Annotated in this window: 18 protein-coding genes; 2 read left to right on the plus strand and 16 right to left on the minus strand. The window is 52.0% G+C overall.

Features of this window, described 5'->3' with window-relative positions:
- Positions 1–217: hypothetical protein (locus RIC19_RS23505; RefSeq protein ID WP_350180831.1), on the plus strand; the 217-nt coding region annotated here is incomplete at its 5' end.
- A 6-nt stretch (positions 218–223) separates the two neighbouring features.
- On the opposite strand, the gene porG is transcribed toward RIC19_RS23505, so the two are convergent.
- The 10 genes from porG to RIC19_RS23555 form a co-directional block, all read right to left on the minus strand.
- Positions 224–2,377 (minus strand): type IX secretion system protein PorG, encoded by a 2,154-nt coding sequence (porG, locus tag RIC19_RS23510; RefSeq protein ID WP_350180832.1) that lies wholly within the window; start codon positions 2,375–2,377, stop codon positions 224–226.
- A gap of 402 nt (positions 2,378–2,779) precedes the next feature.
- Positions 2,780–3,652, minus strand: a complete 873-nt coding sequence (locus RIC19_RS23515; RefSeq protein ID WP_350180833.1) for a sulfate/molybdate ABC transporter ATP-binding protein — start codon at positions 3,650–3,652, stop codon at positions 2,780–2,782.
- A gap of 3 nt (positions 3,653–3,655) precedes the next feature.
- Positions 3,656–4,330 (minus strand): molybdate ABC transporter permease subunit, encoded by a 675-nt coding sequence (modB, locus tag RIC19_RS23520; RefSeq protein ID WP_350180834.1) that lies wholly within the window; start codon positions 4,328–4,330, stop codon positions 3,656–3,658.
- Positions 4,331–5,494: an NTP transferase domain-containing protein gene (locus RIC19_RS23525; protein ID WP_350180835.1), complete on the minus strand. Its 1,164-nt coding sequence runs from the start codon at positions 5,492–5,494 to the stop codon at positions 4,331–4,333.
- A 72-nt stretch (positions 5,495–5,566) separates the two neighbouring features.
- Complete coding sequence (gene moaC, locus RIC19_RS23530) at positions 5,567–6,046, minus strand: cyclic pyranopterin monophosphate synthase MoaC (protein WP_350180836.1); 480 nt, start codon at positions 6,044–6,046, stop codon at positions 5,567–5,569.
- Between the two features lie 12 nt (positions 6,047–6,058).
- Positions 6,059–7,261 carry a molybdopterin molybdotransferase MoeA gene (locus RIC19_RS23535; protein ID WP_350180837.1) on the minus strand — a complete coding sequence of 401 codons (1,203 nt, stop codon included), beginning with the start codon at positions 7,259–7,261 and terminating at the stop codon, positions 6,059–6,061.
- Positions 7,262–7,514: 253 nt separating this feature from the next.
- A complete protein-coding gene (lpdA, locus tag RIC19_RS23540; RefSeq protein WP_350180838.1) occupies positions 7,515–8,918 on the minus strand; it encodes a dihydrolipoyl dehydrogenase in 1,404 nt (467 codons plus the stop codon).
- Positions 8,919–9,043: 125 nt separating this feature from the next.
- Entirely contained in the window at positions 9,044–10,378 is a 1,335-nt protein-coding gene (locus RIC19_RS23545) for a PSP1 domain-containing protein (protein WP_350180839.1), read from the minus strand.
- Between the two features lie 40 nt (positions 10,379–10,418).
- Positions 10,419–11,567 carry a DNA polymerase III subunit gene (locus tag RIC19_RS23550; protein ID WP_350180840.1) on the minus strand — a complete coding sequence of 383 codons (1,149 nt, stop codon included), beginning with the start codon at positions 11,565–11,567 and terminating at the stop codon, positions 10,419–10,421.
- Between the two features lie 52 nt (positions 11,568–11,619).
- The gene (locus tag RIC19_RS23555; protein WP_350180841.1) at positions 11,620–12,093 is read right to left on the minus strand and encodes a glutathione peroxidase; all 474 of its coding nucleotides are present in this window, start codon (positions 12,091–12,093) and stop codon (positions 11,620–11,622) included.
- A 247-nt stretch (positions 12,094–12,340) separates the two neighbouring features.
- Here RIC19_RS23555 and RIC19_RS23560 point away from each other — a divergent pair, with 247 nt between their 5' ends.
- A complete protein-coding gene (locus RIC19_RS23560) occupies positions 12,341–12,748 on the plus strand; it encodes a 6-pyruvoyl trahydropterin synthase family protein (protein ID WP_350180842.1) in 408 nt (135 codons plus the stop codon).
- Positions 12,749–12,967: 219 nt separating this feature from the next.
- Here the strand turns inward: RIC19_RS23560 and RIC19_RS23565 are convergent, their stop codons facing one another.
- The 6 genes from RIC19_RS23565 to RIC19_RS23590 form a co-directional block, all read right to left on the minus strand.
- Entirely contained in the window at positions 12,968–13,309 is a 342-nt protein-coding gene (locus tag RIC19_RS23565; protein ID WP_350180843.1) for a DUF5615 family PIN-like protein, read from the minus strand.
- 8 nt (positions 13,310–13,317) lie between these two features.
- Positions 13,318–13,554 carry a DUF433 domain-containing protein gene (locus tag RIC19_RS23570; protein WP_350180844.1) on the minus strand — a complete coding sequence of 79 codons (237 nt, stop codon included), beginning with the start codon at positions 13,552–13,554 and terminating at the stop codon, positions 13,318–13,320.
- A 240-nt stretch (positions 13,555–13,794) separates the two neighbouring features.
- The gene (locus RIC19_RS23575) at positions 13,795–14,523 is read right to left on the minus strand and encodes a T9SS type A sorting domain-containing protein (RefSeq protein ID WP_350180845.1); all 729 of its coding nucleotides are present in this window, start codon (positions 14,521–14,523) and stop codon (positions 13,795–13,797) included.
- 191 nt (positions 14,524–14,714) lie between these two features.
- Positions 14,715–16,655 (minus strand): T9SS type A sorting domain-containing protein, encoded by a 1,941-nt coding sequence (locus RIC19_RS23580; protein ID WP_350180846.1) that lies wholly within the window; start codon positions 16,653–16,655, stop codon positions 14,715–14,717.
- Positions 16,656–16,980: 325 nt separating this feature from the next.
- A complete protein-coding gene (locus RIC19_RS23585) occupies positions 16,981–17,253 on the minus strand; it encodes a hypothetical protein (RefSeq protein WP_350180847.1) in 273 nt (90 codons plus the stop codon).
- Between the two features lie 180 nt (positions 17,254–17,433).
- Positions 17,434–17,718, minus strand: a complete 285-nt coding sequence (locus RIC19_RS23590; protein WP_350180848.1) for a nucleotidyltransferase family protein — start codon at positions 17,716–17,718, stop codon at positions 17,434–17,436.
- Positions 17,719–18,122: the final 404 nt, after the last annotated feature.

Raw genomic sequence — 18,122 nt, forward strand, 5'->3', positions numbered from 1 at the left:
TCGGATAACCTGCCATGCTTGGTATTTACAGAAAACCTGGGGCGCAAAGCACAAAATGCCGCTGCGTTTTTACGCATGGTATCTTATCGTCATACTAACCCAAAATGTGTTTTCGGTCAGCCTGCTTAGCTACGTGACCGAAGAACAACGAAGAGCAGGACAAAATTTGGCAAGAGCAGCCCGAAGTGTAAAATCCCAACAAGCTCTTAGCTTCTAATGTGGCTTAATTTTTCGGGTCAAAGAGGTCGAATTCTACCCGGCGGTTGCGGCGGCGGCCAGATTGGGTATCATTCGTGGCTCTGGGCTGCTCACCACCGTAGCCTTTGTAGGTCATGCGCTCTTTGGCAATCTCCTGCTGCTCCAGGTATTCCATACAGGCTTTGGCCCGAAGCTGAGACAGCTGCTTGTTCGCCTGAGGATTGCCCTGATTGTCGGTATGCCCTTCGATTTTCAGGTGGTAGGTCGGGTAACGCTTCATCAGCTCGGCCAACAGGTCCAGGGTTTCGTGGGAAGAGCTGAGCAGGCTGTAGCTGCCTTGATTAAAGCTCACGTTGTCCACTGCCGTTTTCAGCACTTGTTTGTCGGCCGCAGTGAGCTCGGGGCAGCCCTGACGGCTCTTGGGGCCTGCTACCCGGGGGCAGTCGTCTACATCATCGGTCAGGCCATCGGCATCGGAGTCCGGGCAGCCGTTGGCATCGCCTGCGATTTCCGGGCAACGGTCATCGTTATCGGCATAGCCGTCGCCGTCGGTATCGGGGCAGCCTTTGATGGTGCCCGGCGTATTGGGGCAGCGGTCCTCTGCATCGAGGAAGCCGTCTTTGTCCCGGTCCGGGGTGGGGCAGCCTTCGTACTTGGCCAGGCCCTCTTCGTCCGGGCATTGGTCTTCTGCATCTCCTATGCCATCACCATCACTATCCCGGCAACCGCCAAAGGCTTCACTTCCCGGAATGCTCGGGCATTTGTCCTCTGCATTGGCAATACCGTCCCCATCGGTGTCCAAAGAAGTGTCGTTGGGGTCCGGGCAGCCGTTATGTTCGGGGCTGCCTTTTTCGTAGGGGCAGCGGTCGTGCTGATCGGCAATGCCATCTTTGTCAACATCCTTGCAGCCGTTAAATTCCGGGTCGCCGGGGAGGAAAGGGCACTCGTCTTTGATGTTGGGTACGCCATCGCCGTCGCTATCTACGGTAGGGTCGTTGGGGTCGGGTGGTGGCGGACAGCCATCAGACTCAATATCGCCCTTCTCATAGGGGCAGCGGTCTTTGGAATCCGGCAGCCCGTCTTTGTCCGTATCCCGGCAGCCGTTAAACTCGGGTACACCGGCTATGGTGGGGCACTCGTCTACGGAGTCCAGAATGCCATCGCCATCTGAGTCCGCGCAGCCATTGGTAGCTTTAGATCCGGGAATGCGGGGGCATTCGTCTTCGTCATCCGGAACGCCGTCCCCGTCGCCGTCCGGGCAACCGTTAGTCGCTGCCGGGCCTTCCATTTCGGGGCAACGGTCAAGGCGGTCAGCAATGCCATCTTTGTCACTATCCGGGCAGCCCAGGTTTTCCCTGGAGCCCCAGCGGTTAGGGCAGGGGTCTTTGTGATCAGGAAACCCGTCCCGGTCTTTGTCCTGCCCGGTCATGCGGTAGGCTACACTTGCCCCCGCCATGCTGTACCAGTCGTTGCGGTTGGGGTTCGCCGTAGCGCTCACCCCGTCTAGGTAATCGTTGAATACGGGCCGGAAGCCGAACTCGAACGACAAAATCAGGCGCTCGGTCAGGTCTGCATTTACCCCTAAACCCAGTGGAAAAGCAACTTGGGTGTTTTTGGTGTTCTGCATATCCCGGGCTGCTTTCTCTTCCATAGCCGGATCGCCCAGTATGCTGGAGTAGTCCGTGGTCAGATCGGTAAGTCCTACACCAAAGCCGGCAAATACGTAGGGTGAGATGGTCCGGTTGAAGCTGCCGCGGTCATCATACCGCTTATGCCCCCAGAAGTCCCACTGGCCAACCACAGCGATCTCATTGATGGTCGACTCAAAGCTCAGCCCGCGTTGGGAAAGGGATTCGGAATCCATGTCCGAGCCTTCAAGCTTACCGCGCAGGTAGCTGGCACGTATGCTTAGGTTGCGGCTGACGTTGTAGCGGAGGAAGCCGCCGTAGGCCAAATTGGTCCGGTTGAATTGAATCAGCCGGGTGTCCACGAGGTCGCCGTACGCATTTGCTGCGCCTGCAAAAAGCCCCACTTCCCAGGGGGCATAGTTGTGGACCACGAGGTCTTCCTGGGGTGTTTCGTTTACTTGACCGGTTGAATTGCCCTGGGCTTGAAGAAGGAAGCCTGCCAGTAGCAGCGCTCCAATAATCAGGAACCTGGGATGAATAAAATGTTTCATAGTGTTGAACGGTGTTGGTGCTTTACCAATACAGACAACATGCAGAAGGGGAAGACATGGGTTGGGAACAGGTTCAGGTGTACCAAATCTTTGCATAGAATCGTCAGCTTAACTTTAGCAAAGCAGTTAGTTAATGGAATTATGACAGGGGGTAAACAATGTTTGCTGTGCTTAACGCACAGGGTGTGCCACCTGATTTTTTTGGGTAGTGTGCAGATTTGTTAAGCCACCCTAATGGCGGAGGCTTAATAACTGTGTGTGGTTTAGAGTAGCGGCGATGGATAGACTGATTTACGGCAGAAATTTGCAAAGGTTACAAATCTTCTTACCGATTTAGCTGATTGTATGCAGCACAAATGTAACTTTTATATATGGGAAATAAAAACAAGGGGCTAATGTTTCTTACGCTTTGGTGAGCATTGTCCGTTGTGCATCAAACAGCACCTCTACGCGGTCGCCGGGCTGCAGTTGCCGCAGGCTTTCCATCGTCACGAGCACGCGCAGGACATTGGTGCCAATCAGCACGCTGACGGAGAATCCACTGCCGGCTTCTTCCAGATGCAAGACCTCTCCGCTAAGCCGGAACGCACCGTCGCTGGCATTGGCATACTGAACGGTTTCCGGCAGGTCAGGCTGAGAAATCCTGCCTTGCTTGAGCGCAATAACCCGGTCGGCGAGTTTGAAGATCTCACGGTAGTCGTGGCTAACCAGCAGGGTGGTCAGCTCCAAAGCCTGATGTGCCTGCAGGATGTAGTTTTGCAAGCGGGCGCGCATGCGCGAGTCGAGGGCCGAGAGGGGCTCATCGAGCAGCAGAAGTTTGGGGCGGCGGACCAGTGCGCGTGCCAGCGCCACCCGCTGCTGTTGCCCGCCTGATAGTTTAGCCGGATACCGGTCGAGGAGCTGGTCCAATTCGGTGATGCCAATCAGTTCGTCAACGATGGCTTTTGACTGCCCTTTTCGCAGCCCGTATTCGAGGTTCTGCCGCACGGTCATGTTGGGGAACAAAGCGTATTCCTGAAATACCAGCCCTACTTCCCGCTGTTGAATGGGCAACTGAATGCCTTTTGCCTGATCGAGCCATACGTTGTTGTCTACAATGATGTGGCCATCTTCCGGTTGTTCCAGTCCAGCCAGTAAGCGCAGCAGGGTGGTCTTCCCGCTCCCCGAAGCCCCCGTGACGGCCAGAAACTCCCCGGTCAGGATATCCAGCTGTACCTCGAGGGTCATTGGGCCAGTGGCCGCGTGCAGGGATTTGCGCAGGAGAATCTGAATCATAAGTTAGATCGTTCGGAGCATTCGGCGATTGATGGTATAAACCAGTGCTAAGATGCTGAACGCAAAAACCACCAGCACCAGCGCGTACTGATTTGCGGCTACGTAGTTCAGGGCTTCCACTTCATCGTAAATGGCAATCGAGGCTACGCGGGTCTCGCCCGGGATATTCCCACCAATCATCAGGATGACGCCAAATTCGCCTACCGTGTGCGCAAAGGCGAGGACGATACCGGTGAGCACAGCTGGTTTGATATTGGGCAGCTCCACCCGTAGCAGGGTTTGCCATACTGTCTTACCAAGGCTGTAGGACGCTTCCCGCAGGTGATTGGGCAGGCTTTCAAATCCGGATTGAATGGGCTGCACCATAAAGGGCAGACTGTATATCAGGGACCCGATCACCAGCCCGGAAAAGGAAAAAATAAGCCGGATGTTTGCCGTCTCAACCAGCCAGTTGCCCAGTGCGGACCGCGGGCTGAAGGCCAACAGCAAATAGAACCCGAGCACCGTGGGCGGCAGTACCAGTGGCATGCTGATCAGGGCTTCCAGTATAGGCTTGATACGGCTTTGGGTACGCGAAAGCAGGAAAGCGATAGGGATGCCAATAAAGAGCAGCAACAGGGTGGTAACCGCTGCCAGTTGGAAGGTAAGCGCAAGGGTTTGTCCGAATCCGCCCTCCATTTACGCTGTTTTTTCCCTGATAATATTGAGGACCTCTTCCTTCTCTTCGGGGCTGTTGACATTGCGGAGTGCCTCCGGGCGCTCTGCGTCCAGCAATTCTACATTGGAGTTGATGAGCACCTTGCGCGGGCAGGAGTAACCCTGTGCCAGAAACTGTAGCAGGATAGGGTAGGCCCGGGGCTCCCAGATCGTGATCAGGGGCTCCGGAAATTCTGTGGCCGGGCTGTTGAAGGCCGTGGCTGTTTTGGAGGGGTTGCGATAACCCACCAGTTGGGAAAGTGTGGCGTCGTCGAGCAATGGTAAATCGCTGGCTACCACGAGCCAGGCGGCATCGGGGTTTTGCCGGAAGGCAGAAAGAATGCCCCCGAATGGCCCCAGTCCTGAGAACGTGTCTGCCAGCGGACGGCTGAGCTCGGCGGCTTGTTCCGGTCGGCAGGAAAGGTAAGTTTCTTTGCAGTAATGCCCGATTAGGTCGGCAACGTAGTCGCGCTGTGGCCGCCCGTGGTATTCAATCAGGCTTTTATCTTCGCCCATGCGCTCGCTTTTACCGCCTGCCAGCACCAAGCCGTACAGGGGCGGGGCTGAAGCATTGAGCTCTTTTTCTACAAAAAGCGGGATACCGGCATGGTCCTCCAGCTTCATTTGCGGGATGTTGCTAAAGCCCTCCAGTGCTTCCCGCAGCCAGGGGTAAGGCTCTTTAACGCCTTCCGCCAGCAGGACCAGCCGTACATCGGTCAGCCGGTCGAGCTTGCGCCGCAGGGAGTCTTCTTTTTTGGGGTCGATGACCACTATTTGCCGCTTGGCCGGAAAGTGGTTCCCATTGACAATCACCGCATCCTGATTGTTGAAGTGCCAGCGGAACTGATGCGTGCCCAGCTCCGCCTGCTGATCAAAGCGGTGATAGTGGATTTTGTCGGTATAGTTGAGGCGGGCGCCGTGAGCCATCGCACCTTCGTAAGCCGGCTTGTCGTCCCCGTGGGCATGATCGGCATCTACATAGCCTACGTTGTACACCTCGCTCAGCCGGTCGATGATGGCATAGCCCAATTGCTGTATGTTGCCGCAGGGCGTGCCTATTATAGCCCATTCATTACGGTGGAAGTGACCCAGTGCGGGTCGGGCAAGCTTAGTGTGTTTCTGGTGCTTTTTATCAGAATTGGCCATAATGTAGTGTTTTGTAAACTGCCGGTTTCAAAATTCACAATGCTCAATGTAGTAAATGCGCAGCAAACCCGGTCACTCCGGCCGCTTAAAATCCCGCTTCCCGCCGGTCTTTTCCATGAGCTTGGTCGCTTTGATTACAATATCGTGGGAGAAGGCTTTGCACATATCATAGACGGTCAGAGCGGCTACCGTCGCACCGGTCAGGGCTTCCATCTCCACACCGGTCTTGGCGGTAATGCGGGCCGTGCAGTCGATCACCACCTCACGCTGCTTATTGACGTGGATGTGGACCTCGCAGTTGTCCAGCCCCAGCGGGTGGCAGAGCGGAATAAGCTCGCCGGTTTTTTTAGAGCCCATGATGCCTGCAAGTATTGCTGTCTGGAAAACCGGGCCTTTTTTGGTGTGCAGTTCCTGCCCTTCCAGCTGATCCATGATCTCATCGCTCAGGACGACGATTGAGCGGGCACGTGCCGTCCGGCGGGTCACTTTTTTGGTGCCAACGTCGACCATGTTGGGGTTGCCATCGGCGTCAAGGTGGGTAAAAGAGCTCATAGCTTATGTGGTTTATCGGTAAAAAATAAGGGGGAATACTTCCCCGGCAGTAAAGTCGTTGCGCCCGCGGGGCAATTCCAGGAACGCATCGGCGTCCGCGAGGTTGGCCAGATCGCCGGAGCCGCGGCCTTCCATAGGTTGAGCCATAAGGCGGCCGGTGGTGGCATCGTAATGTGTCCTGACCTGCAGAAAATAAGTCAGGTCGGGCTTGAAGTGGAAATTTTCGGCCAATAACGCATGTGCATAACCCATAGGCTCCAGCCCCAGACTAGCGCGCAGCCAGGGGCGTACGTAGCGCTGTGTGCACATGAAGGACGAGACCGGATTACCGGGCAGTGCGAAAATGGTGCATTGCCCTTCCACTTCCCCAAACCAGAACGGCTTGCCGGGGCGCTGTTTTACCTTGTGGAAATGCTTCTTTGCGCCAAGCGCTTCCAATGCGGCCGGCACATAATCGTACTTGCCTTTGGAAACGCCACCGCTCAGCAGAATGATGTCGTACTGTTGGATGCAGTCTGCCAGTGCTGCCTTGGTCGCTTCCAGCTCATCGTCAATGTGCAGGCGGTCTGTGGGGATGCCCCAGCGGGACAAGACCATCTGTATGGTGTAGGAGTTGGAGGTCCGGATTTGGTGGGGCTCGGGCGTGCTTGCTACAGGTACCAGCTCATCTCCGGTGGAAACGATCACGGCTTTGGGCATGCGGGCGACTTCGAGCTCGGGCAGCCCTACCGTAGCCGCAACGCCAATCTCAGCCGGAGATAGCACGGCACCGGAGGCTACAATAAGATCGCCTGCCTGACGGTCGGTGCCCTGCCCGTGCGCATTTTGGTACGCTTTGACTTTGGCCTCCGGTATGATTTGCGCTTGCCCGGCTTCAATTTGAAGGTCTTCGTAGCGGATGACCGTGTCTGTGCTGTGCGGTAAGGTGGCCCCGGTCATTACTTCCAGGCAACTACCTGCATCCATTAGCGTTAGCTGCGGGCTGCCGGCAGCCTGTATACCCTCCACAGGGAAGCTGCGTTGCCCCTTCTCATACGCTACCCATTGAATGGCAATGCCGTCCATCGTAACCCGGGTGAAGGGGGGGAAGTCGCGGTCGGCACGAATATCCTGCCGCAATACGCGCCCGCTGCATTGCTCAAGGGGCAGCTTTTCTGTACCAAAATCCCGTTTTCGGCTGAGGACCAGCTGTGTGGCCTCCTGTATATCGATCATGGTCTTATTGATTAGATGACTGTCTAACAGATGAATCGAGGTTGGGGTTTAGGCATAGGCTAAAGACTGTGCCTGCTGGGGTAGAGCTTCCCGCTCTGCTCCAGCTTATCCAAGAGGCCAACAGCAAATGCTGCCAGGCTATACAAAAAGTGCAATTTGTTATGAATGCTCCATCCTTTCAGGCCCTGCCAAAAGAAAAGCGGGAACAGGCGCGTTATGCCTGATCCCGCTCCCGGTATCTGATCGAAAGGATTTAGACATGCAACGCCCGGTCAGCCGTAGCTGCCAGTGCCGCTTCCTTAGTCGCTTCGGTGTAAGTGGGGTGCGCGTGGCTCATCCGTGCGATATCCTCAGCGGACGCCCGGAATTCCATAGCCGTCACCGCTTCGGCAATCATATCGGCGGTGCGTGGGCCGACCATGTGCACGCCAAGAACCTCGTCGGTCTCTTTGTGAGCCAGGATTTTCACCATGCCCTCGGTGTCGGTGCTTGCCCGTGCCCGTCCCAGTGCCTTGAAGGGGAATTTACCGGACTTGTAGGGGATGCCTGCTTCCTTGAGCTGTTCTTCGGTCTGGCCAACGCTTGCCACCTCCGGCCAGGTATACACTACGCCCGGGATGAGGTTGTAGTCGATGTGCGGCTTCTCACCGGCAATGACTTCGGCAACAAATACGCCTTCCTCTTCGGCTTTGTGGGCGAGCATGGCCCCGCGGATGACATCACCAATGGCGTAGATGTTGTCCACGTTGGTCTTCAGGTGGTCGTCCACCTCGATGCGGCCGCGGTCGTCAGTTTGGATACCTACGTTTTCGAGCCCCAGCTTGTCGGTGTAAGCGTGGCGGCCAATAGCTACCAGGCAGTAGTCCGCATTGATGGTGAAGGTTTCTTCAGCGTCCCGCTTCTCCACCGTAACGGTTACGCTCTTTTTGTTGACTTTAACGTCGCTGACTTTATGCTTGAGGTGGAATTTTACGCCGATTTTCTTCAGCGCGCGCATCAGCTCCTTGCCGCAGTCCTTGTCCATAGTGGGTAGGATGCGGTCCATGAACTCCACGACTTCCACTTCGGTGCCCAGGCGGGCAAAAACAGAGCCCAGCTCCAGCCCGATGACGCCACCGCCCACCAGTACCATGCGTTTAGGCACGGCATCAATATTGAGGGCTTCGGTAGAGGTGATGACCCGCTCTTTGTCGTAGTTGAACGCGGCCGGTACGATGGGCTTGGAGCCCGTTGCGATGATGATCTTGTCCGAGGTGATTTCCTCCCTGGAGCCATCTTCCTTTGCAATACTGATGGTATTCTTATCCACAAAGGAGCCGTGACCGTGGTAGACGTCGATTTTGTTCTTTTTCATCAGAAACTCCACGCCCTTGACCGTTTGGGCAACCACTTCATTTTTGCGGTTGATCATTTGCGGCATATTGACCTTGAGGTTGTTGAGCTCAATGCCGTGGATTTCGAATTTATCTTTGGCATTGTGGTAGTGCTCGGAGGAATCAAGTAAGGCCTTGGAGGGGATGCACCCTACATTGAGGCAGGTGCCGCCCAAGCTGTTGTAGCGCTCGATAATCGCAGTCTTTTTTCCTAATTGAGCAGCCCGGATGGCTGCCACATAACCGCCGGGCCCGGAGCCGATAACGGTAACATCGTATTTCATGGCGTCGTGTTATTTTAATATGAATACCAAAGGTAACCCGACAAGGTTGATCAAAAAAGCGTCAACCCCATCAATGGTTTGTAAAATTTGTAAATGTATGGGCGCAACCTCAACCTATCCCGGGGCTAGGACTTATCCCCATCCCCTTTATTCCCGCTATTGTTGTTGCCCCGGCCGCGGCCGCCTTTGCGGCGCCGGCCCCGCGAACGGCTCTTGCCGCCGCTTTTTTTGTGGTCTCCGGAATTTTTGTCGTCGTCTCCGGCCTGGCTTTTAGAATTGTTGCTGCTTTTGTTTTGGCTGCTGTTGCTGCGGCTGTCCCGGTTGTTCGGCTTCTTCTTTTTCTTCCGGCGCTTGCTGGAACGCTTTTCTTCGGGCAGCTCTATGACGCCGGTGACGTCCTCGAAGCCCATATCGATATCTTCGGCATCGGTCTCAAAGATGACCTGCAGACTAACGAGATCAGCCGGCTTTTCGCCTTTTTTGTTCATAGCCTTGATATCCTTCACCCGGCTGGCTTCCAAGGTGTAGAGCTTGCCCCGGCCCGATTCCTTTTGATAGGCGTAGTACATCAGCCCCTTGAAGATATCGGTTTTGACGAGTACAGCCGTACCGGCTTCTGTTTGCAGCTTGTCCGCATTTTTGGGGAACTGCTCGAGGGCATCGAGGTAGGTGTCGAGTTCGTAATTGAGGCAGCACTTCAGGCGGCCGCACATACCGGATAGCTTGGACTGATTGATCGCCAGATTTTGGTAGCGGGCGGCTGCCGTTGTGACTGATTTGAAATCGGTGAGCCAGGTGGAACAGCAAAGCTCCCTGCCGCAGGACCCCAGCCCTCCAATACGAGCCGACTCCTGACGGGCACCAATCTGCCGCATTTCGATTTTTACCCGGAACTCCTTAGCATAGTGCCGTATAAGCTCCCGGAAATCCACCCGCCCATCAGCGGTGTAGTAAAAGGTAGCCTTGCGCTTGTCGCCCTGATACTCCACATCCCCGATCTTCATGTCCAGCTCGAGGCTCCGGGCGATCGCCCGGGCGCGGACCATCGTGGTCATTTCGAGGCTCCGGGCTTCTGCCAGGCGTTCCAGATCTCTTTCGTTAGCCTTGCGGATGATTTTGTGGAGGACATCCTTTTCGGAGGTCTTCTTTTTCTTCATCTGCAGGCGTACGAGCTCTCCGGACAGGGTTACCCTGCCGAGGTCCAGCCCGGTACCGGTTTCCACCACCACATCATCCCCGGTGAGGGCGCGGGTATGGTCCTGATTGCGGTAAAACCCTTTATGTGCACCGTTTTTGAAGCTGACCTCCACGATATCGAAAGGATCGGTGTCTACGACGTCCATGCTCGAAAGCCAGTCGTAGGTATTGAGTCGGTTACAGCCCCCGGTGGCGCAGCCGCCATTGCTTTTGCAGCCGTTCGGGGTGCCTGTGCCGCATGTCGTACATCCTGTACATCCCATAATGTCAATTGTCAATTTATATGAACGGACGCCTCGCAGGCTAATACAGCCGTTGGGCGCTCAGGCCCTTGTAGGTGTCCGGTTGCTTTCGTTTTAGGATATGGTTCATTTGTATGGACGCATCGAGGAAGAGCACTTTGGGGTTGGCATTGCGCTCTACCGCAAAGATGCAGTCGCTGAAGAGGTTCATCAGCTGCTCTGCCTGATCGAGGTCCATCACGCCGGCCATCTTTTTGGCCGACTCTAATTCCTGGTTTTGCAGCCGTACTTTCACTTCCGGGCCTGCTGCGATGAGCAGGGTGATTTCCCGGAGGAAGTGCAGGGCGTACTGTAGGAAATGCTTTTGGTTTTCTCTGCCTTGCCCGGCAAAGTCTTCCGACCACTTGACCATTTTAACGGGCTTGCCCTGATAGCCATTGCGCATCCACTGCAAAAATAGTTGGGCGTGGTCGTTCTCGTTATGTTGAGCCAGCTTCAGGGCTTCGTTGTAGTTGCCGTTGGCGAGGTAGCCGATGCCTGCAGCTTGTACTTCAGATAGCCCGCGCTGCACGAGCCCTTCCTGAATGGCTTCATCGCTCAGCGCCCGCACATTCACAATCTGGCAGCGGGAGAGGATGGTATTCAGAATGAGTTCCTGCCGCTCGGCGACCAGCACAAATAGCGTCTGCTCCGGCGGTTCCTCAATGAGTTTGAGCAGGCGGTTGCCTTCCTTGCCCAGGTATTCCGGCAGCCACATGATAAGCACTTTGTGGTTGCTTTCAAAGGTTTTGAGGCTGAGCTTGCGGATGATATTCACGCACTCCTCTTTGGTGATATTCCCCTGTTTGTTCTCGGCACCGATCTGCTGCAGCCATTCATTGGCATTGAGGTAGGGGTTCTCGGCAATAGCCGAGCGCCACTGTGGGAGAAAAGTCTCGCTGGTGATTTTGCTCCCTACGGTAGGGTAGGAAAAGTGGAGGTCGGGATGGATGAGCTTGCCAGCTTTGATACAGCTGGGACAGCGCCCGCAGGCATCCGCTTCGTCTTTTTCCGGACAGAGGACATACTGCGCGAAGGCCATCGACAGTGACAGTTTGCCGGAACCTTCCGGGCCAATCAGAAGCAAGGCATGAGGCATACGGCCACCACTTGCCATACGCCGGAGCCGGTCTTTGACAGCAGGTTGCCCTATGATGTCGCTAAAGCGCATGCTTTGCTCGTTTTATGTGCGGAGCAGCAATGCAAGTGGGACGCAAGTGCGACTAGTCGGTAATCCAGGAAAGTATACGATCGTCAAACGGGCTGACCGAGGAGGCATAAGCGGCATAAAGCCCGCCCTTTTCATCGATCAGGAATTTATGGAAATTCCACTTTACGGAATGGTCAAGCACTCCGTTTTCGGCTTTGTTTTGAAGCCATTGGTAAATAGGGTGGGGCTCCTTTTTGATGCCAATTTTGGCAGTCATCGGGAAAGCCACGCCGTAGTTGCGGTCGCAGAAAGCCTGTATGTCGGCTTCGCTGCCCGGCTCCTGCCCGCCAAAATCGTTGCAGGGAAAGCCGATGATGACCAGTTTATCGTTGAATTCGTCGTATAATTCCTGTAGCTGCTGGTACTGCGGCGTATAGCCACATTCCGATGCAACATTAACCACTATAATTTTCTTTCCCGAAAAGCCGGAAAAGTCGATCTGCGTTCCACTGATGCTATTCACCTTAAAGGCGTGAAAATTCCTCACGGTATTGCTGTTCAGCGAATGATGAAAATGGAAACTGACCCTAATAGAGCCCAAAACACCAAAAAAAAATAGTACGCCGGGCTATCTCAGCAATTTCCAAATGATTCCGGGCTAAATTACGCTTTTTAGGGAGGATTGAAAAATTTGCAGGGCTTTTCGCGCATGCGGCCGGAAAGAAGTTCCGGGCCTTGTCCCAACCAACGCCATCCTTTTTTGTTGTGGAAAGCGAATCTAATCCAAATCAAGCATGAGAGTAGCTGTTTTCCGTCGCGCCCATTTTAATGCCGCCCACCGGCTGTACAATCCCAACTGGAGCGATGAGAAGAATCAGGAGGTCTTCGGGTTGTGCAATAATCCCAACTACCACGGCCACAATTACGAACTGGAGGTCAAGGTAAGCGGAGAGGTGGACCCCGTAACGGGCTACCTGATCGATCTGAAGGTGCTCAAGGACATCATCAAAGAGCAAATCGAGCGGCGCTTTGACCATAAAAACCTGAACCTGGATACCGAGGAGTTCAGAAATCTAAATCCTACTGCTGAGCACATCTGCTACGTGATCTGGCAAATCCTGCGCGAGCACCTGGATGAGAAGTATGACATCGGCGTGCGCCTGTACGAGACGCCTCGGAATTATGTGGAGTTTCCGGCGTAATGCCAGTTAGGGCAGTCTTTTACTACGTGAGTCGCTTCGCTCGTCTCCAGAGTGCCCTAACTTATTGAGGTTAAAATTAGGTGGCTGTGGTTCACGAGCGCAGCGACTGATGAAATAAACACCCACCTAATGTTTGCTAGACAGTTAGGATAGTCTTTTACTCCGTCCGCCATAGCTGTGCGAAGGCGGGCAGAGTGCCTGGCATACACCCAAAGGACTTCACCTGATCCCTTCTATTTTGTCTTTATATACATTGACTAATTTGTAATCCTTGTTCATTTCAAGAACTCCACTCCAAACTTCCTTCATTGTTTTGTGGAATTCTTTCATATTCATATTCCCAAATCTGATATGGATCACTTTTGGTGGAGGTTCTTTAAACATTATTCGATTTGAGAAATCGCTATCTTTTGTAATGATGGTTAAGTCATGTTTTTTTGCATAACTCCAAACATGCTTATCCTTCATCCCTGCATCAATATCAATTTGATGTATATATTCATGTGTATTCCACAACCCAAAATAATAAGGCAAGTTTACGTCAATCAAATATTTAGTCATATCAAATATCAGGCTGCCACATCTTTTATCCGGTAATTTTTATTCATCATTTCAAGTGCAAATTTCTTGCAGGCCTCAATGTCGCCTTTTTCTAAAATTGGATATTGTTCTAAAATTTCCTCTTCGGTTGTTCCATTAAACAAATACTCCAGTATAGTTTGAGCTGTAATTCTTAATCCCCTTATTGTAGGTTTACCATTACATAGCTCAGCATCCAATGTAATTCTCTCAAATATATATTCCATCTTCTTTTTTTTTAGCTATACAATTCTTCAGGGTTGTTAGTTCCCTTAATTAAGCCTGGCAAGATTAAGGCTGTGTTGGGACTTTAGTAATCGGTCTGCAAACTAACTCACCTGTAATGCTCAGTTTGATTAATTGTCAGGATGAAAATACCAATCATTCATAATAGTTGTGCTTTCACAGAACAAAAAAGCCTCTGCGGCAATCCACAGAGGCTTTTTAAGCAGGTAAGTCTGTAAAACTTACGGACGCACCGTACTTTTCTTCAGGCGCAAGGTCTTCACGATGCCCTTGTTGTTGTCAACCATACTCGCCAGGTAGAGGCCATTCGGCAGGTCACCGATGTAGTACCGCTGTCCGGGCGCTACGTTGAAGCTGCGCATCTCACGGCCCAACACATTGTACAGTACCACCCGGTCTACACCATTGCCACCGCGGATGTTGAAGTAGTCAGCGGTAGGGTTGGGGAAGACGGTGAGTGGGGTTGTGTTGAGATCGTTGGTGCTGGTAACTACGAGCGCTTCGAAATCATAGGTGCCAGTGGTAATTACCTCGTCCAGGTTATCGGTAGATGTTATTTCTATGGTAACTCGACCGGTACCAGATGCACCACGTGGTTTGAGATGGACATCCATGTTAGTAGATGCACCTGGCTCTAGTAGTACAGGTATCTCAACTTCGCCAGGAACAAAGTTTGAAAAGACATCTGGCTCATAGCAAAAGTTAACATCACATATTTGCACATCCCATTGGGCTGGCGCATTTTCCGTAACTCTGTTCCATCGAAGTGAAAAAGCTTCATCACTTGTGTTAGTAACTGTAGCGTAGCCTACTAGTTCATACTCATTGTCATTTAGATCAATATAGTCTGATACACTGATCGTATCTGGCTGAAAAGTAAGAGTGATTTGTGCCTCAATACTTAGCGTAAATAAGAGTAGGAAAGAAAAGAGAAGTAGATTTTTTTTCATCAGCTTATGTTGATTTGGCTTAGTTTCAATAGAAATATACTTTCACACTACAAAAGTACCGAATAAATGGGCATACTCCAAATGCTTAAATCTTAAACATATCTAAAAGTCCTCTGCGCTACAAAATAAAACAGGAGCTGCGGATCATTGTCCACAGCTCCTGAGTGTGCTACTTCAGGTAAGCAAAGCGCTTATTTCACAACAGTAACACGCTTGGTGAGCGCACTATCAGGTGTAGATACGCGGATCAGGTACAAACCAGCCTCCTGAGGAGCCCAGCGCAATTGGTGCGCACCGGAGCCCAGTGCTACGTTTGCAGCAAGCGTGGTGATGGCTTTACCGGAAATGTCGAATACTTCTACAGTAACATCGCTTTTTTCCACGAGGGTGAAGTCGACATAAACCAGATCAGTTGCCGGATTAGGGTAAGTGAAGACTTTGCCTTCCAGTTTGTTGGCTTCGTCAGCACTGACAATCGTTCCGCTCTCAACAGTAATGTTGTCCAGGAAGAGGTTGTTGCCCCAATCTGTTTGAGCAGAGAAGCGAACGTTAAGCTCTGCTGTTCCATCATAGGCACTCAGGTCGATAGTGTCTGCTGCCCAGTCACCACTGCCGGCAATGAAGAATGGCTCGGAAGCCGGAGCAGTTGCAAAGCTTGCGCCCCCCTCATTGTAAACGGTAGTCCATGTCGCACCGCAATCCTCGGATACGGAAACAATTAGACGGTCATTGGTCGCAAAGCCTGAATACTGCGCAAAAGCATAGTCAAAGGTGATAATTGCATCCGTCATTTCCGTCAGGTCAAGCTTGTCAAAGATCAGGTGGGACTGCTCTCCGGAGTTATTCCACTGGTAGAAATTAGCAAAGATCGCTTTGCTCGATTCTCCGTAAGCTCCGATTTGGCCACCTTGCTGGAAATAACCGGCATTTACAACGCCCATGCGATCCGGTGCACTGGCTTCAATAAGGGTATTAGCAGGAGTAGCAAGGTTAGGTGTCATCTCAAAACCTTCTGCATGCTCTGTAGCAAATGGTGTATCAGATAAGGTGAAGACTTCCACGCTATTCACAAGCTGGTTCAATTGGTTATAATCAGGCAAGCCATTAACAGCAGTGACTTCAAAAGCGACTTCAGTGGCACCCGGATCAACGTTGATCGCTGCAAAGTCAATGGTGGTAGATTCTCCCTGAGCGAGAACACCTTCCCAGGTTTCCGTAGCCATAGGCGTACCATTCACGATCATTTGGACTTCAAGCGTAGTCACCTCATTCTCAGAGGCGTTCTCGATATCTGCAGAAGCAGAGACTTCATATTCGCAATAGCTGCTTGGAGTCTGTATGCTCAGGTCCAGCGCTACATCACCATAGCCTGCAGGTACACCAAGGGTTTCACTGATTTCAGACTGGTACACTTCCTGAGAAGAGTTGTTCTGTACCCAACCAAGCGCACCCAGCTGGCTGTAGTCATAAATATAGTCTGGAAGTGCTACTGCAAACTCCAAAACAGTTGAGTCACCTGCAGCAATGGCGCCAAGAGAAGTGCCGTTTGCATCAGGGAGCATCTTGCGCATCACATTGTAGAAGTCTACTTCATCAGTAGAACCAGGAGGCTCAGGGAAGATCAGCTCCTGCTCAATTATAGAGATTTGGGCAACAGCATTGCCAGGATTAAACTCCTCTGCAGAAACGTTTTTGATTACAGCAGTGATGAACATAGAGTCCAGGTCAGCAGAAATGCTGTGGCTCATATCCATTTCGATAGGCGTCATCTCAGCGTGGATGTTGTCAATCTGGCCAACGGTTGCCTGACCGGCAGTTCCGGCATCAAGCGTACCGCCCATGATGACATTAGGTACACCCGTAACACCATAGTAGTCTACACGGGACTGTACTTCACCGGGGTTTTGCTCGTTCATTGGGTCAAAACCGGGCCAGGAAGTTTGGTACTTAATGGTCACCAGTTTCTCCCAGTTGTCAAACAACATGTCGTTGAAAGCTGGGTTCTGTGCTGCACAAGGAGGGCAGGAGGCCTGAGTGAAGTGTTCTACAAGTACACGCTTTTGTACCTGCGCAGTCGTTTCAGTCGCCTGCAGCATAAATAATGCGAGAATAAAGAGTATAGCTGCTCTCATGTAAAGAAAGGATTTAGTGAAGATTTTGAAATAAAATCATGGCAACGGGCTTTCCCGCCACCAATAAGGGAATGCCGCAAAGCTAAAGTAAAAATTGGATTTTGGGCCAGGGTGGTGGTCGCTGTTTTTAAGAATGTACAGTTTGTTTACCGCTTTTCTATGATTTGTAACCTTTCTGACATTTAAGAACTGGCATAGTCGGGCCCGAAGCACGCCTGCTTTGTGGAGATAAGATGGGCATTCAAAAGCCGAAATTGTAGCAATGGCTCCTATTGGAATACATACAAAACCTATTTGTTAAGGAGAGGGCAAGTGAGATCCTCTCTTAGTACAGCAGCCCAAACATCCAAAGCGGGATACGTTGTGGGTGGGCGGTAGCAGCGGCATCGACGACCACGTAATGGTGAGGGGCGGTGCCGATTTGTTTGGCCTCTTTATTTGGGCCGCCAATTTCAAACAGATATTCCTGCCCGGGCAAAGCGAATAGGAAGCCCCCCCTTTTTGGGCAGTAACAGCTGAGCCGGTGCAGCGCCCTGATGCGTGAGGGCATGGAGTTGATTGTAGAAAAACGTTTCCCGCAGTGTTCCGATTGCGGCATCTGATTTTGTTTAACCGATTAAACAAAAATGCTAAAAAGTGTTCAGTGGATTAAACAAAAATAGCTTCTTTTGCTGGGGTAGAGCTTCCCGCTCTGCTCCAGCTTATCCAAGATAAGATTGAATCTTTTCAATTGAATCCTCAATGTGTTCCAGATAGGTGAGATCACGAAAGGCACTCATCACACAGTAATAATTTTTAGGTCCTGCTCCACTTCCGGCTTTATTCTGGGGTCAAGGTATTTTTCACTAACGATATCTACTTCGCGGTCAAGTAGTTCTGATAGTTCCCGGTGCATGCGTGCCAGTATGAAAAGGTTAACAGGTTCATCATAGGTTACTAAGATGTCAATATCACTTTCCGGTGTGTGTTCGTTTCTGGCAAAAGACCCGAATACCCCAATCCTGGAAATTGGATATTGAGCAAGATAGTTTCTAATGATACGGTGAACCTCTTCATTTGTCATATTGCAAGTATAATCTTTTTATCATTGGGTAGCAAGTAGGCAAAGGCATGAAATCTTTGTTGAAGCAGGCATTGTGCCATAGGGGTTCTTTCGCTGCAAAACAGTAGCGAAAGAATCCCTGCATCTTCCAGAAGTCATTGAAGCTCTGAAGGTGGCACGCTTACCAACCCCAAAACCTTAGAACGGTTTAACGCTGTCAAAAAAATGATAACCTCACTTGCCTAGTGGTCTGTCAAGTGTTAATTTATGGGTTGAATGGGAGCGAATTTTGAGGCTAATCAAGGCGGATGTTCCCGCGCATAGCAGCGCTACGTAAGGGGTTATCCAACGAAGAGTAGCCTCAAAAGTCGCCGCAGGCAACCCCTAGTTTTAGCCTTGACAGACCACTAGTCTCCAACGTTGCA

Source organism: Phaeodactylibacter sp. (assembly GCF_040219495.1).
Taxonomy (GTDB): domain Bacteria; phylum Bacteroidota; class Bacteroidia; order Chitinophagales; family Saprospiraceae; genus Phaeodactylibacter.

Excerpts from the sequence above, each read along its gene's own strand:
- porG (WP_350180832.1), bottom strand. The coding sequence starts at position 2,377 with ATGAAACATTTTATTCATCCCAGGTTCCTGATTATTGGAGCGCTGCTA.
- RIC19_RS23515 (WP_350180833.1), bottom strand. The coding sequence starts at position 3,652 with ATGATTCAGATTCTCCTGCGCAAATCCCTGCACGCGGCCACTGGCCCA.
- modB (WP_350180834.1), bottom strand. The coding sequence starts at position 4,330 with ATGGAGGGCGGATTCGGACAAACCCTTGCGCTTACCTTCCAACTGGCA.
- RIC19_RS23525 (WP_350180835.1), bottom strand. The coding sequence starts at position 5,494 with ATGGCCAATTCTGATAAAAAGCACCAGAAACACACTAAGCTTGCCCGA.
- moaC (WP_350180836.1), bottom strand. The coding sequence starts at position 6,046 with ATGAGCTCTTTTACCCACCTTGACGCCGATGGCAACCCCAACATGGTC.
- RIC19_RS23535 (WP_350180837.1), bottom strand. The coding sequence starts at position 7,261 with ATGATCGATATACAGGAGGCCACACAGCTGGTCCTCAGCCGAAAACGG.
- lpdA (WP_350180838.1), bottom strand. The coding sequence starts at position 8,918 with ATGAAATACGATGTTACCGTTATCGGCTCCGGGCCCGGCGGTTATGTG.
- RIC19_RS23545 (WP_350180839.1), bottom strand. The coding sequence starts at position 10,378 with ATGGGATGTACAGGATGTACGACATGCGGCACAGGCACCCCGAACGGC.
- RIC19_RS23550 (WP_350180840.1), bottom strand. The coding sequence starts at position 11,567 with ATGCGCTTTAGCGACATCATAGGGCAACCTGCTGTCAAAGACCGGCTC.
- RIC19_RS23560 (WP_350180842.1), top strand. The coding sequence starts at position 12,341 with ATGAGAGTAGCTGTTTTCCGTCGCGCCCATTTTAATGCCGCCCACCGG.
- RIC19_RS23565 (WP_350180843.1), bottom strand. The coding sequence starts at position 13,309 with ATGACTAAATATTTGATTGACGTAAACTTGCCTTATTATTTTGGGTTG.
- RIC19_RS23570 (WP_350180844.1), bottom strand. The coding sequence starts at position 13,554 with ATGGAATATATATTTGAGAGAATTACATTGGATGCTGAGCTATGTAAT.
- RIC19_RS23575 (WP_350180845.1), bottom strand. The coding sequence starts at position 14,523 with ATGAAAAAAAATCTACTTCTCTTTTCTTTCCTACTCTTATTTACGCTA.
- RIC19_RS23580 (WP_350180846.1), bottom strand. The coding sequence starts at position 16,655 with ATGAGAGCAGCTATACTCTTTATTCTCGCATTATTTATGCTGCAGGCG.
- RIC19_RS23585 (WP_350180847.1), bottom strand. The coding sequence starts at position 17,253 with ATGCCGCAATCGGAACACTGCGGGAAACGTTTTTCTACAATCAACTCC.
- RIC19_RS23590 (WP_350180848.1), bottom strand. The coding sequence starts at position 17,718 with ATGACAAATGAAGAGGTTCACCGTATCATTAGAAACTATCTTGCTCAA.